Source organism: Streptomyces sp. NBC_01244, assembly GCF_035987325.1.
In the GTDB taxonomy this organism is placed as follows: domain Bacteria; phylum Actinomycetota; class Actinomycetes; order Streptomycetales; family Streptomycetaceae; genus Streptomyces.
Genome location: NZ_CP108488.1, coordinates 8,638,566 through 8,656,986, shown reverse-complemented (window position 1 = coordinate 8,656,986; position 18,421 = coordinate 8,638,566). Strand labels below are relative to the sequence as shown.

Annotated in this window: 16 protein-coding genes; 7 read left to right on the top strand and 9 right to left on the bottom strand. The window is 72.7% G+C overall.

Features of this window, described 5'->3' with window-relative positions; all coding sequences use genetic code 11:
• The 5 genes from OG247_RS38500 to OG247_RS38480 all read left to right on the top strand — a co-directional run bounded on the left by OG247_RS38500 (position 1) and on the right by OG247_RS38480 (position 6,397).
• Positions 1-2,085, top strand: a complete 2,085-nt coding sequence (locus OG247_RS38500) for an acetate--CoA ligase family protein (RefSeq protein ID WP_327256600.1) — start codon at positions 1-3, stop codon at positions 2,083-2,085.
• 85 nt (positions 2,086-2,170) lie between these two features.
• Positions 2,171-3,346, top strand: coding sequence for an acyl-CoA dehydrogenase family protein (locus OG247_RS38495; RefSeq protein WP_327256599.1), 1,176 nt, complete (start codon positions 2,171-2,173; stop codon positions 3,344-3,346).
• 82 nt (positions 3,347-3,428) lie between these two features.
• A complete protein-coding gene (locus OG247_RS38490) occupies positions 3,429-4,604 on the top strand; it encodes an acyl-CoA dehydrogenase family protein (protein ID WP_327256598.1) in 1,176 nt (391 codons plus the stop codon).
• A 167-nt stretch (positions 4,605-4,771) separates the two neighbouring features.
• The gene (locus OG247_RS38485; RefSeq protein WP_327256597.1) at positions 4,772-5,632 is read left to right on the top strand and encodes a 3-hydroxybutyryl-CoA dehydrogenase; all 861 of its coding nucleotides are present in this window, start codon (positions 4,772-4,774) and stop codon (positions 5,630-5,632) included.
• A gap of 132 nt (positions 5,633-5,764) precedes the next feature.
• The gene (locus OG247_RS38480; protein WP_327256596.1) at positions 5,765-6,397 is read left to right on the top strand and encodes a TetR/AcrR family transcriptional regulator; all 633 of its coding nucleotides are present in this window, start codon (positions 5,765-5,767) and stop codon (positions 6,395-6,397) included.
• Positions 6,398-6,449: 52 nt separating this feature from the next.
• On the opposite strand, the gene OG247_RS38475 is transcribed toward OG247_RS38480, so the two are convergent.
• The 8 genes from OG247_RS38475 to OG247_RS38440 all read right to left on the bottom strand — a co-directional run bounded on the left by OG247_RS38475 (position 6,450) and on the right by OG247_RS38440 (position 13,448).
• Positions 6,450-7,859, bottom strand: coding sequence for a HAMP domain-containing sensor histidine kinase (locus tag OG247_RS38475; RefSeq protein WP_327256595.1), 1,410 nt, complete (start codon positions 7,857-7,859; stop codon positions 6,450-6,452).
• Positions 7,856-8,587 (bottom strand): response regulator transcription factor, encoded by a 732-nt coding sequence (locus OG247_RS38470; protein WP_327256594.1) that lies wholly within the window; start codon positions 8,585-8,587, stop codon positions 7,856-7,858. Before OG247_RS38470 ends, OG247_RS38475 begins: the two co-directional genes overlap by 4 nt.
• A gap of 27 nt (positions 8,588-8,614) precedes the next feature.
• A complete protein-coding gene (locus tag OG247_RS38465) occupies positions 8,615-9,169 on the bottom strand; it encodes a hypothetical protein (protein WP_327256593.1) in 555 nt (184 codons plus the stop codon).
• A 76-nt stretch (positions 9,170-9,245) separates the two neighbouring features.
• Positions 9,246-10,052 (bottom strand): cytochrome c biogenesis CcdA family protein, encoded by an 807-nt coding sequence (locus tag OG247_RS38460; protein WP_442813690.1) that lies wholly within the window; start codon positions 10,050-10,052, stop codon positions 9,246-9,248.
• 50 nt (positions 10,053-10,102) lie between these two features.
• Complete coding sequence (locus OG247_RS38455) at positions 10,103-10,750, bottom strand: TlpA disulfide reductase family protein (protein WP_327256592.1); 648 nt, start codon at positions 10,748-10,750, stop codon at positions 10,103-10,105.
• The gene (locus tag OG247_RS38450; RefSeq protein WP_327256591.1) at positions 10,747-11,478 is read right to left on the bottom strand and encodes a thioredoxin family protein; all 732 of its coding nucleotides are present in this window, start codon (positions 11,476-11,478) and stop codon (positions 10,747-10,749) included. The genes OG247_RS38455 and OG247_RS38450 overlap by 4 nt, the downstream gene beginning before the upstream one ends.
• Before the next feature lie 296 nt (positions 11,479-11,774).
• On the bottom strand, positions 11,775-12,338 hold the full coding sequence (locus OG247_RS38445; RefSeq protein WP_327256590.1) for a hypothetical protein: 564 nt from the start codon (positions 12,336-12,338) through the stop codon (positions 11,775-11,777).
• Between the two features lie 231 nt (positions 12,339-12,569).
• On the bottom strand, positions 12,570-13,448 hold the full coding sequence (locus OG247_RS38440; protein ID WP_327256589.1) for a CAP domain-containing protein: 879 nt from the start codon (positions 13,446-13,448) through the stop codon (positions 12,570-12,572).
• A gap of 419 nt (positions 13,449-13,867) precedes the next feature.
• Between OG247_RS38440 and OG247_RS38435 the strand changes: the two genes are divergently transcribed.
• Both OG247_RS38435 and OG247_RS38430 read left to right on the top strand, forming a co-directional pair.
• Complete coding sequence (locus tag OG247_RS38435) at positions 13,868-15,967, top strand: glycosyl hydrolase family 8 (RefSeq protein ID WP_327256588.1); 2,100 nt, start codon at positions 13,868-13,870, stop codon at positions 15,965-15,967.
• A gap of 17 nt (positions 15,968-15,984) precedes the next feature.
• The gene (locus tag OG247_RS38430; RefSeq protein ID WP_327256587.1) at positions 15,985-17,445 is read left to right on the top strand and encodes a discoidin domain-containing protein; all 1,461 of its coding nucleotides are present in this window, start codon (positions 15,985-15,987) and stop codon (positions 17,443-17,445) included.
• 85 nt (positions 17,446-17,530) lie between these two features.
• Here the strand turns inward: OG247_RS38430 and OG247_RS38425 are convergent, their stop codons facing one another.
• Positions 17,531-18,310, bottom strand: a complete 780-nt coding sequence (locus tag OG247_RS38425; RefSeq protein ID WP_327256586.1) for an IclR family transcriptional regulator — start codon at positions 18,308-18,310, stop codon at positions 17,531-17,533.
• Between the last annotated feature and the right edge of the window lie 111 nt (positions 18,311-18,421).

The following is an 18,421-nucleotide window of genomic DNA, read 5'->3' as shown; positions in this document are numbered from 1 at the left end:
ATGGGACGCGATCTGACCGCTCTCTTCGACCCGCGCTCGGTCGCCGTGGTCGGCGCCAGCGACGATCCGGCGAAGTACGGCCACGCGGTGGCCTCCCAGGCCCTGCGCGCCGATGGCCGGCGCCCGGTACACCTGGTGAACCGGCGCGGCGGCACCGTCCTCGGCAGACGGGCTGCCCCGTCCCTCGCCGCCATCGGCGAACCCGTCGAGCTGGTGGTGATCTCAGTCCCCGGCAGCGGCTTCGAAGCCGCCGTGGAAGACGCCCTGGCCTGCGGGGCGAAGGCGATCGTCGGCATCACCGCCGGCTTCGCCGAAGCCGGCCCGGAGGGAGCGGCCCGCCAGCGCGCGGTCGTCGCCCGGGTCCGGGAGGCCGGAGCCGTGCTCGTCGGACCCAACTGCCTGGGGATCGCCGACAACACGACCGAGCTGTACCTCGCCTCGGACGGTTTCACGCCCGGCGGCACCGCCCTGCTCAGCCAGAGCGGCAACCTCGCCCTCGAACTCCAGCTCCGGGGCGCTCCGCACGGCCTGGGCTTCTCCCGGTTCGTCTCCCTCGGCAACCAGGCCGACGTCACCCTCGTCGACCTCGTCGAGGACTGCGCCCGGCACGAGGCCACCACGGCGATCGCCGTGTACGCCGAGGACTTCGGCGACGGCAGGGCCTTCGCCCGGGCCGCCGCCGCCGCGGGCAAACCGGTGGTCCTGCTCACCGCCGGGCGCGGCTCCGCGTCCGCCCGCAGCGCCCGGTCGCACACCGGGGCGCTCACCACCTCGGCCGACGTCGTGGCCGCCGCCTGCCGCGACGCGGGGGTGGAACTCGTACGCACACCACGGGAGATGACCGTGGTACTGGCCGCGGTGAGCAGCCGGCCCGGACCTCGCGGGGGAGGGCGCCGGACCGCGGTCTTCACCGACGGCGGCGGCCACGGGGCGATCGCGGCCGACGCCGCCGAGGACGCCGGCCTCCAGGTGCCGGAGCTCGCCGCGGCGACCCAGGACCGGCTGCGGACCGTGCTGTGGCGGCAGTCCGCGGTCGGCAATCCGGTCGACCTGGCGGGCATGGGCGAGCAACAGCCCCTCTCCTACGCCGACACGATCGCGGAACTCCTCGCCGCCGAGGAGGTCGACGCGGTCCTGATGACGGGCTACTTCGGCGGGTACGCCGCGTCCGGGGGCGGCCTGGGCGGCGGCCAGGCGGGCGGCTCCGTGCTCGCGGAGGGTGAGACGCGGGCCGCCGAGAAGATCGTCACCCACCTCGCGGAGTCGCCGAAGCCCCTGGTGGTGCAGTCGATGTATCCGCGGTCGCCGAGCTGCCGGGTGCTGGCCGGGGCCGGGATACCGGTGTTCGCCGCCACCGAGGACGCGGCCCGCGCACTGTCGGCGATGACACGCCGGACGGCGGCCTCCGCACCGGAGCTGCCCGCGCTCCCCGCGCTGCCCCCCGCCGCCGCGCCGCTGCGGGACCCGGGGTACCACGTGGTGCGCGGACTGCTCGGCGCCGCCGGTGTGCCGTTCCCGTCCGCCCGCGAGGTCACCGACGAGGCCGGAGTACGGGACGCGGCAGGGGAGTTCGAGGGCCCGTACGTGCTGAAGGCCCTGCACCTGCTGCACAAGTCCGACGCGGGTGGGGTGGCGCTGCGCCTGACCGACCGGGACGCGCTCCTCGCCGCCTACCGGGACATGCGCGCCCGGTTCGGCGCCGGCTCGTACTCGGTCGAGGCCATGGCGGACCTCTCGGACGGCATCGAACTGATCGTGGGCGTGAATCGTGACCCCCGCTTCGGACCGGTGGCCATGGTCGGGCTCGGCGGGGTCCTCACCGAGACCCTGCGCGACGTGGCCTTCGCGCTGGCGCCCGTACCGGCGCGGCGGGCCGAGGAGCTGCTGCGGGGGCTGCGGAGCGCCGCCCTGCTCGCGGGTGTCCGCGGCCGGCCCGCCGTGGACGTGGCCGCTGCGGCCGCCGCGATCGAACGCATCACGACGGTGGCCGCCGCGCATCCGGAGATCGCCGAGCTGGAGGTCAACCCGCTGCTGGTCCGCCCGGACGGCGCCCTGGCGCTGGACGCACGGGCCGTCCTGGGCTGACCCCGCGCCGCCCTCCCGCACCTCACATCCCCTCCCGCACCTCACATCCCCTGCCTCATCTGCTTCCCAGGCCCTGGAGAACGCCATGGACTTCCGCTACACGCCCGAGCAGGCCGACCTCAAGGCCCGCGCCGCCGGCTACGCACGACTCCTGATGGGGTACGAGGACCGGTCCGAGGAGGCGGGCGGCCCGTTGCCCGCCGAGACGGTCCGCGAGCTGACCCGCGCCGCCATGGACGCCGGGGTCTACGCGATCAACATGCCCGCCGCCTGGGGTGGAGCCGGCCTGTCCCTGCTGGACCAGGTCATCGTCGAGGAGGAGTTCGGCAAGGTCACCAACTGCCTCTGGGACATCCCCTGGCGGCCCGCGAACGTCCTCGCCCACGGCACCGAGGCGCAGCGCGAGAAGTACCTCCTGCCCGTCATCCGGGGCGAGCGGTTCGACGCGTTCGCGGTCACCGAACCCGGTGCGGGCTCGGACCCCGGCTCGTGCACGAGCACGGCGACCCGCACCGGGGGCGGCTGGCTGCTCAACGGCGAGAAGTGGTTCGTGACCTGCGGTGACATCGCCGACTTCCTGCTGGTGCAGGCCGATGCGGGCCCGGAGCGGGCCGCGACCCTGTTCTTCGTGGACAAGGGGGCGGCGGGCGTCGAGATGACGCGGGTCCCCCGGTTCATGCACTCCGCCGTGAACGGGCACCCCGAGTTCACCTTCACCGATGTCTTCGTCGCCGACGAGGACGTGCTCGGCGGGGTCGGCAACGGCTACGAGCTGACGAAGGAGTGGTTCACGGACGAGCGGCTGATGATCGCCGCCCGGACCGTCGGAGCGGCGGAGCGCGCCCTGGAACTCGCCCGCGACTGGGCGGTCGGCCGCCGCCAGTTCGGCTCCCCCATCGCCAACTTCCAGCTGATCCAGGGCATGCTCGCCGACTGCGCCGTCGACATCGCCGTCAACCGCGCCTACACCCACCAGGTCGCCTGGGAAGCCGACCAGCCGCACACCGACCCCAAGACCCTGCACGCCAAGGCGTCGACGGCGAAGCTCGCCGCGAGCGAGGCGGCGGGACGGGTCGTCGACCGGTGCGTGCAGATCTTCGGAGGACGCGGCTACGACCGCTCGTACCCCGTCGAGCGGATGTACCGCGAACTGCGCGTCGACCGGATCTGGGAGGGCACCTCCGAGATCCAGCGGCTGATCATCGCCAACGAGCTCGTCAAGCGGGGTACGCGGGCGCTCGCCCTGCCCGGCCGCTCCTGACGGGCCCCTGCGCCACCGCCTGCCACCCCGCAACCACGACCGCCATCACCATCATCATCACGAGGACGAGGACGAACACGACATGGACTTCCGCCTCACCGCCCGTCAGGAAGAGCTCCGCGACTCGGCGCGCGCCCTCACCGGGTTCATCATGAAGTACGAACTCGACTGCGAGGAGAACAACGGCCTCCCCGCGCACGCCCACACCGAGATCCGCGACGCCGTCCTCGACAGCGGCCTCCAGGCCGTCAACATGCCCGCGGAGTGGGGCGGGGCCGGGCTGAGCATCCTGGAGCAGGTCACCGTCCAGGCCGAACTCGGACGGCTCACCGGCGCCTTGTGGGACATGGTGTGGCGTCCGGCCAACGCACTGTCCTTCTGCACGCCGGACCAGCGCGAGCGGTACCTCGTCCCGGTGATCCGGGGACAGCGCCGCGACTGCTACGCGGTGAGCGAGCCCGAGGCCGGCTCCGACCCGCAGAGCCTGCGGACCACGGCGACGCGGACCGGGGACGGCGGTTGGGTACTGAACGGCGAGAAGTGGTTCGTCACCGTCGGCGACCACGCGGACTTCATGATCGTCCTCGCGGCCGCCGGCGAGGAGCGGGCACCGACCCTGTTCCTCGTCGACAAGGACACCCCGGGCATCGAGATGACCCGGGTGCCCCGCTGGATGCACACCTTCGTCTACGAGCACCCCGAGTTCACCTTCTCCGAGGTCCGCCTGCCCGCGGACGCCGTGCTCGGGGAGGTGGGCACCGGCTACGACATCACCCGCTCCTGGTTCACCGAGGAACGGCTGATGATCGCCGCGCGCACGATCGGAGCGGCGGAGCGCGCCCTGGAACTCGCCCGCGACTGGGCGGTCGAGCGCCGCCAGTTCGGCTCCCCCATCGCCGACTTCCAGCTGATCCAGGGCATGCTCGCCGACTGCGCCGTCGACATCGCCGTCAACCGCGCCTACACCCACCAGGTCGCCTGGGAGGTCGACGAGGGCGTCCTCGACCGCAAGACGCTGCACGCGAAGGCCGCCATCGCCAAGCTGTCGGCGAGCGAGGCGTCCGGCCGGGTCATCGACCGCTGCCTGCAGATCTTCGGGGGCCGCGGCTACGACCGCTCGTACCCCGTCGAGCGGCTCTACCGCGAACTGCGCGTCGACCGCATCTGGGAGGGCACCTCCGAGATCCAGCGCCTGATCATCGCGGGCGAACTCGTCAAGCGCGGCACCGGAGTCCTGCGGATGCCGTCCTCCGTGTGACCCCGGGCGGCGGTCCGGGCCGCACCCGCGGTCCGCGGCCCGGACGGCCGCCGGATCCGCCCGTCAGTCCGTCAGTCCGTCCGTCCGTCCGTCCGGGAGGGACCCGTACGGGAACGAACCGTACGGGAACCGCACGAGAAACGTCCGAGTCCGAAGAGGGAGAGCCGATGACCGATGTCGAACGCGTCGGGATCGTGGGGTGCGGCCTGATGGGCTCCGGGATCGCCGAGGTCTGCGCCCGCGCCGGGCGGGACGTCGTGGTGGTGGAGACGAGCCGGCGGGCCGCGGACGCCGGCCTGGAGCGGATCGCGCGCTCCCTGGCCCGCGCCACGGCCGCCGGAAAGCTCACCGACGCCGAACGCGACGCCGCCGCGGGCCGGATCACGATGACCACGGACATGGACGGGATGGCCGACCGGGACCTCGTCGTCGAAGCGGTGGCCGAGGACGAGCGGGCGAAGCTGGAGGTCTTCGCCCGGCTCGACCGGGCCGTCGGGCACAGGGACGCGGTCCTCGCGACGAACACCTCCTCCATCCCGGTCATCCGGCTGGCGGCGGCCACGTCCCGGCCGGAACAGGTCGTCGGCCTCCACTTCTTCAATCCCGTCCCGGTACTTCCCCTGGTCGAGCTGGTGCCCTCCCTGCTCACCTCCGCGCAGACCGTCCGGCGCGCGCGGGAGTTCGCCTCCGGCGTGCTGGGCAAACAGGTCGTCCAGGCCGAGGACCGGGCCGGGTTCGTGGTGAACGCGCTCCTCGTCCCCTACCTGCTGGCCGCCGTACGGATGGCCGCATCGCGGACCGCGTCGGCCGAGGACATCGACCGGGGCATGACCCTGGGCTGCGCGCACCCCCTCGGGCCGCTGGCCCTCGCCGACCTCATCGGGCTGGACACCGTCCAGGCGATCGCCCGGTCGATGTACGCGGAGTACCGGGAACCTCTGTACGCACCGCCTCCCTTGCTGGCCCGGATGGTGGACGCGGGCCTGCTCGGCCGCAAGACCGGCCGGGGCTTCCACACCTATTCCTGACCGCGGTGCCCCGGCGGCCGGAGCCCGCAGGCGCCATGCGCGAGGATGGGGGTCCGGCGGGCGGGGCCGCCGGGGCCCTTCCACCCACCCACGCACCCCGACCGACGGGTGCCGACACGGGGAGCAGCCCACGTGACCAAAGCCGAGCGGGCACTCGAAACGCGTGAGCGGATCCTCACGGCCGCGTGCGAAGTGATCGCCGACATCGGTTTCGAGCACGTCAGCATGCGCAAGGTCGCCGAGGCCGCCGGTGTCTCGAAGGCCCTGCTCCACTACCACTTCGACACCCGCGAGAAGCTCTTCGCCGAGGCGATGACGCACTCCTTCGCCAAGACCGGCACGGACACCGGCAGCGAGGACGATTCGCTCCCGGCCGCCGCCGTCCTGGCCCGGATCGTACGGAGCATGCTGCCCACGGACGCCGAGCTCCGCCAGGACTGGAAGCTCTGGCAGGAGCTGTGGGTGCGCGCCCTGCGCGACGGCACGGCCCGGCACCTCGCCGTGGACCTGTACGACCAGCTGCACGCATGGGTCGCCGGAGTCGTGGAACGGGGCATCGCCTCCGGAGAGTTCACCGACTGTGACGTCGCCGAGGTCGGCACGCTGGTGCTGGCCCTGTGCGACGGCCTCGGCAACCGTCTGATGCTGGAGGACCCCCGGATCGACCTCGACACGGCGCAGTCGACGATCTGGCGGGCGATCGCGCCGGCCCTCGGAATCGCCCCCGTCTTCCCCGAGGTCGCTCCGGTGGCCCCGGCCGTCTGACGGCGCGGGCCGCGCCGGGCGGCCGCGGGCCGCCACGGGGCGTCCGGGGGCTTCACCGGCCGCGCGGCCACCCCGTACGCCGCCGGGACGCGCGCGGCCCGCGCCGGGACGGCTGGGGTGCTGCCAGTCCGAAGACCACGGTGATCCGGGCTCCGCCGCGGGGCCCCCGGGCGATGCGCACCGAGCCGCCGGTGACGGAGCCGGCCCTGCGGGCGATGTCGAGGCCGAGCCCCGAGGAGCCGGTGCTGCTTCCGCGGGAGAGGGCCTGGTCCGGTTCGGGGATGCCCGGACCGGCGTCCTCCACGACCAGTTCCACGGCCTGGGCGGTACGGGCGACGCGTACGGCGAACGGGGTACCGGGCGGGGTGTGCCGGAAGACGTTGCCGATGAGGGCGTCCACCACGGCGGCGACGTCGTCTTCGGAGAGGCCCACCGCCGCGGACTCCTGGGTGAGGTCGAGGGAGCAGGGGCGGTTCTGCTGCTCCGCCAGGACGGCCCAGAAGGCGGTCCGGCGGCGTACGACGTCCGCCGCCTCGCAGCGGGGTCCGGCCGGTACCGCTCGGGCGGCCTGGTGTGCCGGCACCGTACCGGTTTCCGGGCCGAGCATGCCCTGCCCCATCGGGCCCACGGCGAGCGGGGTGCGGGCCGCGGTGATGATGGCCCGGAGTTCCGTTTCCAGTGCGCAGACGGCGGCCTCGACCCTGGCCGACTCCGGTGAGCCGGCCATGCGTTCCGTCGCCAGGTGCAGGGCCGTCAGCGGGGTGCGCAGCCGGTGGGACAGGTCGGCGACCAGTTCGCGTTCGACGGCGAGCAGCTCGGTCATCCGGTGGGCCATGGTGTTGAAGGCGATGCCGGCCTCGCGCAGTTCCCTGGGGCCCATGGGGTCCACGCGGGCGTCCAGATTGCCTTGGCCCAGGTCCTGGGAGGCATGGGCGAGCCTCTTGGAGGACCTGACGACCTTGGCGCCGAGGCGGTCCGCGACCAGTACGGAACCGCCGACCAGCCCGACGGCGAGGAGGAGCATGACCGCCCAGGAGGCCGTGACCCCGCGGGTCAGCTCCTGTTCGGGGACGAAGTTCTCGATGACCGCGACCTGGTCGCCGGGCAGTACCACCGGCTGCAGGCAGATCCAGCCGCCGGGAATCCGCTCGGATATGGACTCGCGGCCCTGCTGGGCCCGTTGGAGCAGCTCCGCGGGGGCCCGGGAGGTACCGAGGGCGGGGGCCTCGGGCAGGTGGACGACCACGTACTCGGCCGCGTCCAGGCTGGCGGCGGATTCCCGCAGCGCGGACGGATCCGTGGTCAGTGTCAGTACGGGGGCCAGGGCGGCGGCCCGTTGTTCGGCGGCGGTGACGCTCTGCTCCTTGACGAGCGACATCACCAGGGCGGCCAGCGGTATGAGGAAGGAGAGGGCCACCATCGACGTGACGGCGAGCGCCACTCCGGCCAGGGAGCGTCTCACCGCGGCGCCACCAGCTTGATGCCGACGCCGCGGACGGTCAGCAGGTAGCGCGGGGCGGCCGCGCGTTCGCCGAGCTTGCGGCGCAGCGAGGACAGGTGCACGTCGACGGTCTGGTCGTCCACGTAGGGCTCGCGCCAGACCTCGGTCAGCAGCCGGCGTTTGGAGACGACCTGGCCGGTGTGGTGGGCGAGGAAGGCCAAGAGGTCGAACTCGCGGCGGGTGAGCCGGAGCTCGCGGCCGGACAGGTACGCGGTGCGCGCCCCGGGGTCCACCGCCAGCTCGCCCACGGTGGTGGGGCGCAGCGGCTCGTCCGCCGCCGCGGGACGCGGCCCCCGGGCGCCGTGCGCGGGATGGGCGGGCGGCAGGTGGCTGGTGCGGCGCAGGACGGCGGAGAGCCGTGCGACGAGCTGTCCCCCGGAGAAGGGTTTGACCAGGTAGTCGTCGGCGCCCGCGTTGAGGAGCCGGATGATTTCCGCTTCGTCGTCGCGGGCGGTGGCCACCAGCACGGGAACGGAGGAGATGCCCCGGATCATGCGCAGTGCGTCTCCTCCGTCCAGATCGGGCAGCCCCAGGTCGAGGACCACCGCGTCGACGGGCGACTGGGTGACCTCGCGCAGGGCGCCGAACCCGTCGCCCGCGCTGCGCACGGCATACCCGTGCTCCGCCAGGACTTCGATCAGTGACTGGCGGATGCTGGGGTCGTCTTCGACGACCAGGACGCTCGGCATGGGCACACCTTAGGTGAACGCTCGTTCCTATCGGTCGCCGAAGGCCGGGCCCCCGTCGCCGACGCGCAGGTGGACGGGGCGGTCGGAGACCGGAATGGTGCAGCCCTCCTCCGTGCTGCAGCTCGCGTACCCGAGCAGTACGGTCGCCTCCCCGCTGCCGTCCAGGCGGACGGGCAGGGTGGTGGTGACGGGCCCGTCCGGGTAGACGGGGACCGGGGCGTCGACGCCGGGCACGCTGATCGTCCGTACGTCCGCTGCGGCCGTCAGCTTCCCGTCCGCGCGCAGGACGCCGGTGACGGCCATCGAAGTCGGCCGGCCCACGCCCTCGATCCCGGTGGCCGGCAGCTCGGTGCTGTAGAGGTGGAACCCCTTCTCCTCGGGGGTGAAGACCGCGGTCAGGGTGGCCCGCGGCGGATGCCAGTCCGAGACCGAGAGCGTGACGGTGACCCCGTTCTCGGTGAAGCTCGTCGTGGGCGCCGGGCCGGCCTCGGCGGGCTCCCCGCCGCAGGCCGTGAGCGCGGCCAGGGAGAGCAGGGCGGCGGCGAGGCGGGCCTTGCGGGAGTGGTGAGCGTACGGGGACACGTTCATCGGCTGTGCTTTCGTCAGGGGAGGGAGGGATGCGGGGAGGGAGGGCCGGGCAAGATCCGAAAGAGACGGCCTAGACGGCTGTGGTGTACGCCGCGCTCCACAACTGGAGCCGGTACACCAGGTCGTTCCACACGCCCGTGGCCAGCAGGACGCCGACGAGGACGAGCATGCCGCCGCCGGTCCGCAGGACCCACTGGTAATGCCGTTTGACCAGGCCGAAGGCGCCCAGGGCCCGGCGGAAGGCCAGGGCGGCGAGGATGAACGGAAGGCCCAGCCCGAGGCAGTAGGCCGCCATCAGCAGGGCCCCGCGGGCCGCGCTCGCCTCGCTCCAGGCGAGCGCCTGCACGGCGGCCAGCGTCGGGCCGATGCACGGGGTCCACCCGACCGCGAACACCGCCCCCAGCAGCGGCGCGCCCGCCAGGCCGAGCACGGGCCGCCGGTGGCTGCGGAACTCCCGCTGGGTGAAACCCGGCAGGAACCCCATGAAGGACAGCCCCATCAGCACGGTGAAGACGCCGAGCACCTGGGTGACCGTCTCCTGGTGGGCCAGCAGGGTGCGGCCGGCGTACCCGAACAGGGCGCCTCCGGAGACCAGGACGGCCGTGAAGCCCAGGACGAACAGCAGCGCTCCTGCCGCCATGCGGCCGCGCTGCCCGCCGCGGGCAGCGGCCAGGTCGGATACCGACAGGCTGGTCACGTAGCTCAGGTAACCCGGCACGAGCGGCAGTACGCACGGCGAGAGGAAGGAGACGAGTCCCGCGAAGAACGCCACGGGGGCGGCGACGGCCGGCGTCCCGCGGAGGAGGGAGGGGTCCGCCTCCGCGGGGGCGAGCGCCACCACGTCGGTGGCCCTCGCGATGTCGGTGACCGCCGACATGTCGACGACCGCGGCCATGTCGGCGAGGGCCGTCATGCCGGTCAGCACCGTCATGACGTCTCCTGCGCGACCCGGGTGAGCAGCGGCCCCAGTTCCTCGTCGGTGACCGCTCCCCCGATGCTGACGGCGATGCGGCCGCGGCGGTCGATCACCAGCGTCGAGGGGATGGTCTGCGGGTTGAGGAGCGCGGGCGGGAAGCGGAGCAGGAGTTCGCCGGCGGGGTCGTGGAGGCTGGGGAATCCCAGGCCGTGCGCGCGTACGAAGGACCGCGCCGCCGCGCGGTCCCGGTCGCGGGTGTTGATCCCGAGGAACCGGACGCCCTGCGCCCGGGTCTGCCCGCTGAGCCGCTCCAGGTCGTCGGCCTCCGCGCGGCAGGGCCCGCACCACGATCCCCAGACGTTGAGGACCACGACCTGGCCGCGGAACTCGGCCAGGCCGACCGGCTTTCCGTCCAGGTCGGCGCCCGCCAGCGCGGGCGCGGGCGGCCGGACGTCGACATCCACGACCGCGGCCGCGGACATGGGGCTGACTGCGGCGCTCCCCCGGCCGGGCGCTTGACCGCCGTCCCTGCCGTCCCTGCCGCCCCCGCCGTCACCGCCGTCGGAGGCGGCGCCCGCAGCGGCGTAGAGGCACCCTGCGAGCGCCACCGCGAGGCCGGCACCGGCCAGGGCGGCGGGGCGCGGGACCGCCCGTCTCATGACGCCCACTTGCGGAGGAAGGAGCCGATGCCGTCCGGGGTCAGGGCGGGATTGCCGGTGACGTGAGTGTCGGTGCGCACGGTGCCGGACGGCGAGACCACGACCAGGACGGGCATCTTGTACGTCCCGCCCGAGGGGCTGTACTTGCGCAGGAGGGCGGAGTTGGCGGAGCTGTTGCCACCGATGTCCACCTTGACCAGGTGGTACGAGGCTCCGAGGAGCGATGCCGTCTGCGGCTGCGCGAACACCTTGTCGGCCGCCTTGCAGTTGCCACACCAGTTGGCGCCGAAGTCGATCAGCACCATCCGCCCGTCGGCCTTGGCCGTGCGCAGCGCCGCATCGATCAGCTTCCGCGCGTCGGCCGAACTGTCGTAGCCGGGGCCGGGTATCCGGGCCGCGGGGGCGGGCGCGGCGGAGGTGCGGGACGGCTTGGGCGCGGGCTTGGCGGGCTGGGCGCGCGAGGGGGTGGGCGAGGCGCCGGCCGGGGTACCGGCCGAGGCGGACGCGGACGCCGCCTTGGACGGCGGCGGCGTGGCGGACGCGGACGGGGACGGGGACGCCTCGGCGGAGGCGGGCTCCGTCCCGGCCGGGAGGGCCTGCGACGGCTGTCCGGCCGTCGTCGGCACCGCGGCACCGGTGGCCTGGGTGGACGGACCGCACGCGGCGGTCAGCCCGGCGGCGAGCACGGCCGCGGTCACCAGGACGGGTCGGAGTATGCGAGAAGTCATGACGAAGACACCCCAAGGCACGGTTCGGACTACGGGAGGCGCGAGACGCCTTCCGGATCGGTGGAGCCGATGGCGCGACGGATCGATGGGGCGCCGGGGCAGTCGTGCCCGGGCGCCGGAGGCCGCTCGGCTGACGCGAGCATAGGACCGCCGGGGGCCGCCGGAACCGGATCGGCGTGATCTTGAGGTTCCCCTAAGGAACCGCTCACCTTCCGCTTCACCAGGGCTCGGGCGATGAGCGCGCAGAAGGGGTGAAACCCGTAAAAGGGATCAGGGGGCCGAGCGGCGCGGACCGGTCAGAAGGAGGTCTCGCGCACGCTGGCCCTCGCCGACGGGTTGATCGTCGCCGTGATGACCGAGCGGTGGTCCGAGCTGGTGAACGTGACGGTCAGGGTGTCGTCCGCGGTCTGCGACGTGCCGGCCTTGTACCCCCGGCTGGGTACGGCCGAGATCAGGCACACGCCGCGACTGCCGTAGCGCACGGTGACTTTGCCGCCCTCCGAGGGGACGGTGTGCAGGCCCGGCCCGCCCTCCTCGCAGTCGACGCGGGGTGTGGGTGCTTTCGTCCGGGGCGTTCCCGTCGGGGCCTTCGCGGAAGGGGGCGTCGAGGCCGGGGGCGAAGGCCGCTCGGTCGCGGAGGGGGAACCGGACGGGGTGGCGCTCGGGGACTGCGGGCTCGGCGACTGCCCCTGTGACGCCTGCCAGGCCGGCGGCGTGTCGACGACCATGGGGGCGGACCGCGCGACCGGAGGCGTATGCCTGGTCGAACCGACCACGAACTGGACCGTGGCGAGCACGGCGGTCACGCTGGCGGCCGTGCACGACAGCCATATGAGCAGGTAGCGCGGAATTCGGGGCACGGCCCCATAGTGGCCGACCCTGCGGCCCGCCCGTCACCGGCTCCCCCCGTAGGACCATGGAAAGGCCGGCCGGGCCCGGTCCGGACCCCGATCCGCCGGAAACGCCGACGCCCTCCTGGCCCGCGTGCGGGCCGGAGGACGTGTGCCGAGCCCCGTGGGTGGGGGGCGCGTGGTGCATGGCGTGCGGGTGCACGGGAGTGGCGTGTGGGAGTGGCGGGCGGGCGGTAGTTGCTACCTCGGCGTTCCGAAGTTCTGCGTCCACCAGGGGCCGCCGTCGCCCTTGTGGAAACCTATGCCGATCTCCCGGAACCCGCAGTTGAGGATGTTGGCCTTGTGGCCGGGGCTGTTCATCCACGCCTTCATGACCGCGGCGGCGTCCGCCTGGCCGCGGGCTATGTTCTCGCCCAGGCGCGACCAGCCGTATCCGGCGGCTTCCACGCGGGTGGTCATGGTGGAACCGTCGGGTCCGGTGTGCGACATGACCCCGCTGCGGGCCATGGTGTCGCTGTACGCCCGCGCCGCGGCGCTCAGCTTGGCGTTCACTTTCAGCGCTCCGCACCCGGCCGCGGCGCGCTCCTTGTTGACCAGGGACAGGACCGCGGACTCCGTGCCGGACGCACCGGAGGATCCGGAGGAGCCACCTGAACCACCTGAACCGCCCGAGCCTCCCGAACTACCGGAACCGCCCGAGCCGCCCGAGCCGCCTCCTGTGGTCGCGGCGGGCGTACGGGCCGGGGGCTTGGGCTTGGCGGCCCCGGTCGATGCCGCGGGGGCCGGGCGGCTCGCGGCCGCCGGCTTCGTGGGGGCGGCGGATCCCGTGGCTCCGGCGGTGGGCGACGCGGACGGCATCGCGCCCGTCGCGGACGCGGCGTCGGCGGAGAGGGTGGGGGCGGCCGGAGAGGGACTTGCCGTCGCCTCCTGACGACCGGAGCCCGCCGCCGCGGAGTTGGGCTCGGTGGCACGTGAGCCGTCGTCGGAGTCGGCCACCGCGACCCCGACCGCCACCGCCGCGGCCGCCGTGGTGAGGGACAGCACGATGCGCGTGCGCACTGTCTTCTTCCGTCGCGTCTCGACGCGGGACGGGGCTCCGGGGGTTCGGCTGCGGCTCATGCCTGTGGCACCTCTCGGCGAGAAGGGAGGACGAGTCCCCGAGCGTAGGCGGATGACCAGCGAAAACGGCCGCCCGGAGGCGTTCTTCAAGGTCCCTTAAGGAAGCCCGCAGACTCGGCACAGGAACGGCGATGGACCTCAGCGGTCCGGGCGGGCGGATTCCCCACGGCCCGGGCCCGGAGTCCTGCCGATCGGGACCGGGTAGCGCACGCCCCACCTCGAACCACCCACCCCCACAAAGGCCTTCAGCCACATATGTGGATGCACATCGCGCTGATGGATTGAGCCCAGGGTCTTGCGCGATACCCCGTTCCGTTTCTACTCTCCCGGCCAATGGTTAGGAATAGTTCCTAACCATTGGCCGATGCTTCGAACCGAGCACTCCCCCCACTCGCGCAGCACTCACCCGAGGACGCCCGATGTCACGAGCACATCAGCAACGTTCCACCCACAGAGACCGCCGCCGCCCCCACTGGCACCGCCCACTGGCGGGCTTCGTCGCCGCCGCCTCGGCCATAGCGGGCCTCGGTCTCGCCGGGCTCAGCGCCCCGGCCGCCGCGGCCGCCGGAACCGGGGCCGCGGCCCCGGCCGCCGTCGGCGCCACCGCCGGTGTCAACACCTCCGGCTCGCTCTTCCTGAAGTCGGCGGGCACGGTCCCCGGCCCCGCCGAGGCCACCCCGGTGCTGGTGTCGACCGGAAAGCCCGCGACCGCCTCCTCGGCCGAAGCGAGCGGCTTCGAAGCCGGCAAGGCCGTGGACGCCAACGCCGCGACCCGCTGGGCCAGTGCGGAAGGCGTGGACCCGCAGTGGATCCGCATCGACCTCGGAACGACCCACACCATCAGCCGCGTGAAGCTCAACTGGGAGGCCGCGTACGCCAAGACCTACAAGATCCAGACCTCGAACGACGGGACCAACTGGACCGACATCCACTCCACCAGCACCGGCAACGGCGCCACCGACGACCTCACCCTCACCGGAACCGGACGCCACATCCGCATGTACGGCACCGCACGCGGCACCGCCTACGGCTACTCCCTCTGGGAGTTCGAGGTCTACGGCGCCCCCGCCTCCGGCGGCACCGACACCACCCCGCCCAGCACCCCCGGCAGCCTGCGCTCGACGGCCACCACCGCGAACAGCGTCTCGCTCGCCTGGAACGCCGCCACCGACAACGTGGGCGTGACGGGGTACGACGTCTACCGGGGCGCCGCGCGCGTCGGATCGGCCACCGGGACCTCGTACACGGACACCGGTCTCACGGCCTCCACCAGCTACGGCTACACCGTCAGGGCACGGGACGCGGCGGGCAACGCCTCCGCGGCGAGCAACGCGCTCAGCGTCACCACCCTGCCCGCGAGCGGCTCGGGTCCCGCGGTCCCGTTCGGCAGCCACGCCCGGCCCTACGCCCCCGGCACGCTGAAGCCGACCGGCGCCCAGGGCACCCTCGACCAGAAGACCGTCGACTACTACACCAACTGGAAGTCCGCCTTCGTCCGCCAGAACTGCGGCAACGGCTGGTACCAGGTCATCTCCCCCGACGCCGACCACCCGTACGTGGCCGAGGCGCAGGGGTACGGCATGGTGATCGCCGCGACGATGGCCGGCGCCGACCCGGACGCGAAGAAGATCTTCGACGGTCTGACCAAGTGGATGATCGACCACCCTTCGTCGGTCAATCCGAACCTGCTCGCCGCGGAGCAGGACACCGCCTGCCGGAGCGTCAACGGCGGTGACGGGGCCACCGACGGCGACATGGACGTCGCCTACGGACTGCTGCTCGCCGACAAGCAATGGGGCAGCTCGGGCACGTACGACTACAAGGCGCTCGCGGTCAAGCACATCAACGCGATCAAGAAGGACGAGCTCAACCCGTCCACCAACCTGCTGAAGCTGGGCGACTGGAGCAGTTCCGGCGACCAGTACTACTACATCTCCCGCACCTCGGACTGGATGGTCGACCACTTCCGGGCCTTCCGGAGCGCGACCGGCGACGCGGCCTGGGACACCGTCCGCACCGCGCACCAGAACCAGATCACCAACCTGCAGGCCTCCTACGCGCCGAACACCGGACTACTGCCCGACTTCGTCGTCAACACCAACACCACCCCCAAGCCCGCCCCCGGCCAGGTCCTCGAGGACCCGAACGACGGCGCCTACTGGTGGAACGCCTGCCGGACCCCGTGGCGCATCGCGGACGACGCGGTGACCAGCGGAGACGCCAAGTCCCTCGCGTCGGCCCGCAAGCTCAACAGCTGGATCAAGACCAAGACGGGCGGCGACCCGAACAAGATCGCCATCGGCTACAAGCTCGACGGCACGCAGCTCTCCTCCGGGAGCGAGGCGGCGTACTTCGCCCCGTTCGCACTGGCGGCCATGACCGACCCGGGCAGCCAGGCCTGGCTGGACGCGCTGTGGAACAAGATGCTGGCCGCCCCGATCGACACCAGCAGCTACTTCTCGGCGAGCATCCAGCTCCAGGTCATGATCACCGCCTCCGGCAACCACTGGGTCCCGTAACCCGAGAAGGAGTTGCCATGCGAAGAAGAGGAACGGTCCTGCTGCTCCTGTCCGGCCTCCTGTCCGCCTCCCTGATCACCCTCCCCCAGGCGCGGGCCGCCGACGGCCTGGTCTCGACCGGCAAGCCCACGACGGCCTCGTCCCAGGAGACGGGCGCCTTCCCGGCCTCGCTCGCGGTGGACGCAGACACCGGCACCAGGTGGGCCAGTGCGGAAGGCGTGGACCCGCAGTGGATCCGCATCGACCTCGGAACGACCCACACCATCAGCCGCGTGAAGCTCAACTGGGAGGCCGCGTACGCCAAGACCTACAAGATCCAGACCTCGAACGACGGGACCAACTGGACCGACATCCACTCCACCAGCACCGGCAACGGCGCCACCGACGACCTCACCCTCACCGGAACCGGACGCCACATCCGCATGCACGGCACCGCACGCGGCACCGCCTACGGCTACTCCCTCTGGGAGTTCGAGGTCTACGGCGCCCCCGCCGGTGCGGGCGGGCCGGTCGTGGACGTGTCGACCGCGGCCCAGTTGCAGGGCGCCCTGGCGGCGGCGCAGCCCGGGCAGACGATCCGGCTCGCGGCCGGGGAGTACCGGGGTGCCTTCGTGACCCGCCGGGCGGGTACGGCCGCCGCGCCGGTCACGCTCACCGGGCCGGCGGCCGCGGTGCTGGTGAACGACGGCCCCTCCGGCACCGCGCCGGCCTGTCCGGCGCCCGGTGGTGGCTGGGACCCGGGCTACGGACTGTGGCTGTACGACGCCCCGTACTGGAACCTGACCGGTTTCACCGTCAAGGACTCCAAGAAGGGGGTCGTCCTCGACAACTCCCACCACGTCACCCTCGACGGGCTCTCGGTCCACCACGTCGAGGACGAGGCGGTGCACTTCCGGCGCTCGTCCTCCGACGGCGTGATCCGGAACTCCACGATCACGCACACCGGTCTGGTCCAGCCCGGCTACGGGGAGGCCGTCTACATCGGTTCGGCCGGCTCCAACTGGGGCTGCCACGGCAACCAGGGCGGGGTGGACCGCTCGGACCGGGTCCAGGTGCTGAACAACCGGATCGGCCCGAACGTGGCCGCGGAGCACATCGACATCAAGGAGGGCACCACGGGCGGGGTGATCCGCGGCAACAGGTTCGACGGGACCGGGATCTCGGGTCAGAACTCGGCGGACTCCTGGGTCGACGCCAAGGGTGTCGGGTACCTCATCGAGAACAACACGGGGACCTTCGCCCCGCCCGGCACCTTCGCCAACGGCTACGAGACGCACAACCCGTCGACGACCCCTTCGTTCGCCAACGGCTGCGGCAACGTCTGGCGCGGCAACACCTCGGACCTCGGAGGCGCAGGCGCCTACGCCATCAAGATCACCTCGGTCTCGAAGTGCACCACCGACCCGAACGTCGTGCACTCCGGCAATACCGTCACCCACGCGGGCACGGGCCTGACGAACGTTCCCGTCACCCCCTGACCCGCTTACCCACTACCCCTTTGACCCGCCGACCCACCCGGCCCGGCCCCCGTGGGGGCCGGGCCGGGTGGGGCTTGCGCGGGCGCTATCTGATGCCGTGGCGCCGGAGCGTCGCGGCGAGGGCGGTGGCGTGCGCCACCACGGCCCGTGCCACGCGCTCCGTCTCCTCCTCGGTGGCGGCGTCCACCGGCATCGAGCAGCTGATCGCGTCCGAGGCCGGGATCCGGTAGTGCACGGGCGCCGACAGACAGGCGACCCCGGAGGTGCCCTGCTCCCGCTCCAGCGCCCAGCCGCGGTCCCGTACGCGCGCCAGCTCCTCGTGCAGCGCGGCGCGCTCGGTGACCGTGTTCGGGGTGAACGCCTCCAGCCTCGTGGGCAGTACGCCGTCCACCTCCTCGGTGGTGAGGTCGGCGAGGAGCGCCTGCCCGAGCGCGGTCAGGTGGGCGGGCAGCCTGCGTCCGACGCGGGAGACGGCGCGGGCGCTGCCGCGGGCCTCGCGACTGGCGAGGTAGAGCACGTACGCGTCGTCGAGGCGGGCGAAGTGCACGGTGTAGCCGGTCTCTTCGCGGAGGTCCTCCATCACGGCGTGCGCGTACGGCAGGGCCGGGTCGCGGTCGAGGTAGGCGGTGCCGGAGAGCAGCGCGTGCGGGCCGACGCCGAAGGCGGAGCCGGTCTCGTCCGCCTCGACCCACTTGAGCTCGCGCAGGGTGCGGACGAGGGCGTGCAGGCTGCTGCGCGGGTAACCCAGGCGTTCCTGCAGCTCGGTGACCGTGAGCTTGTCCTCGGAGGAGGCAAGTGCCTCCAGAATGCGCACCGTTCGCTCGGCGGATTTGACGGTGGCGACATCCGTCGCGGGTCCGGGCATGTGAACCCTCCAAATTCTGCGCGGCTGTTGACCGGCATGGTAGCGGACGCTAACTTCCCCTTGCAGAGCAACCAGATCCTCAGATCCTGTCCACATATCTAGACGGGAATC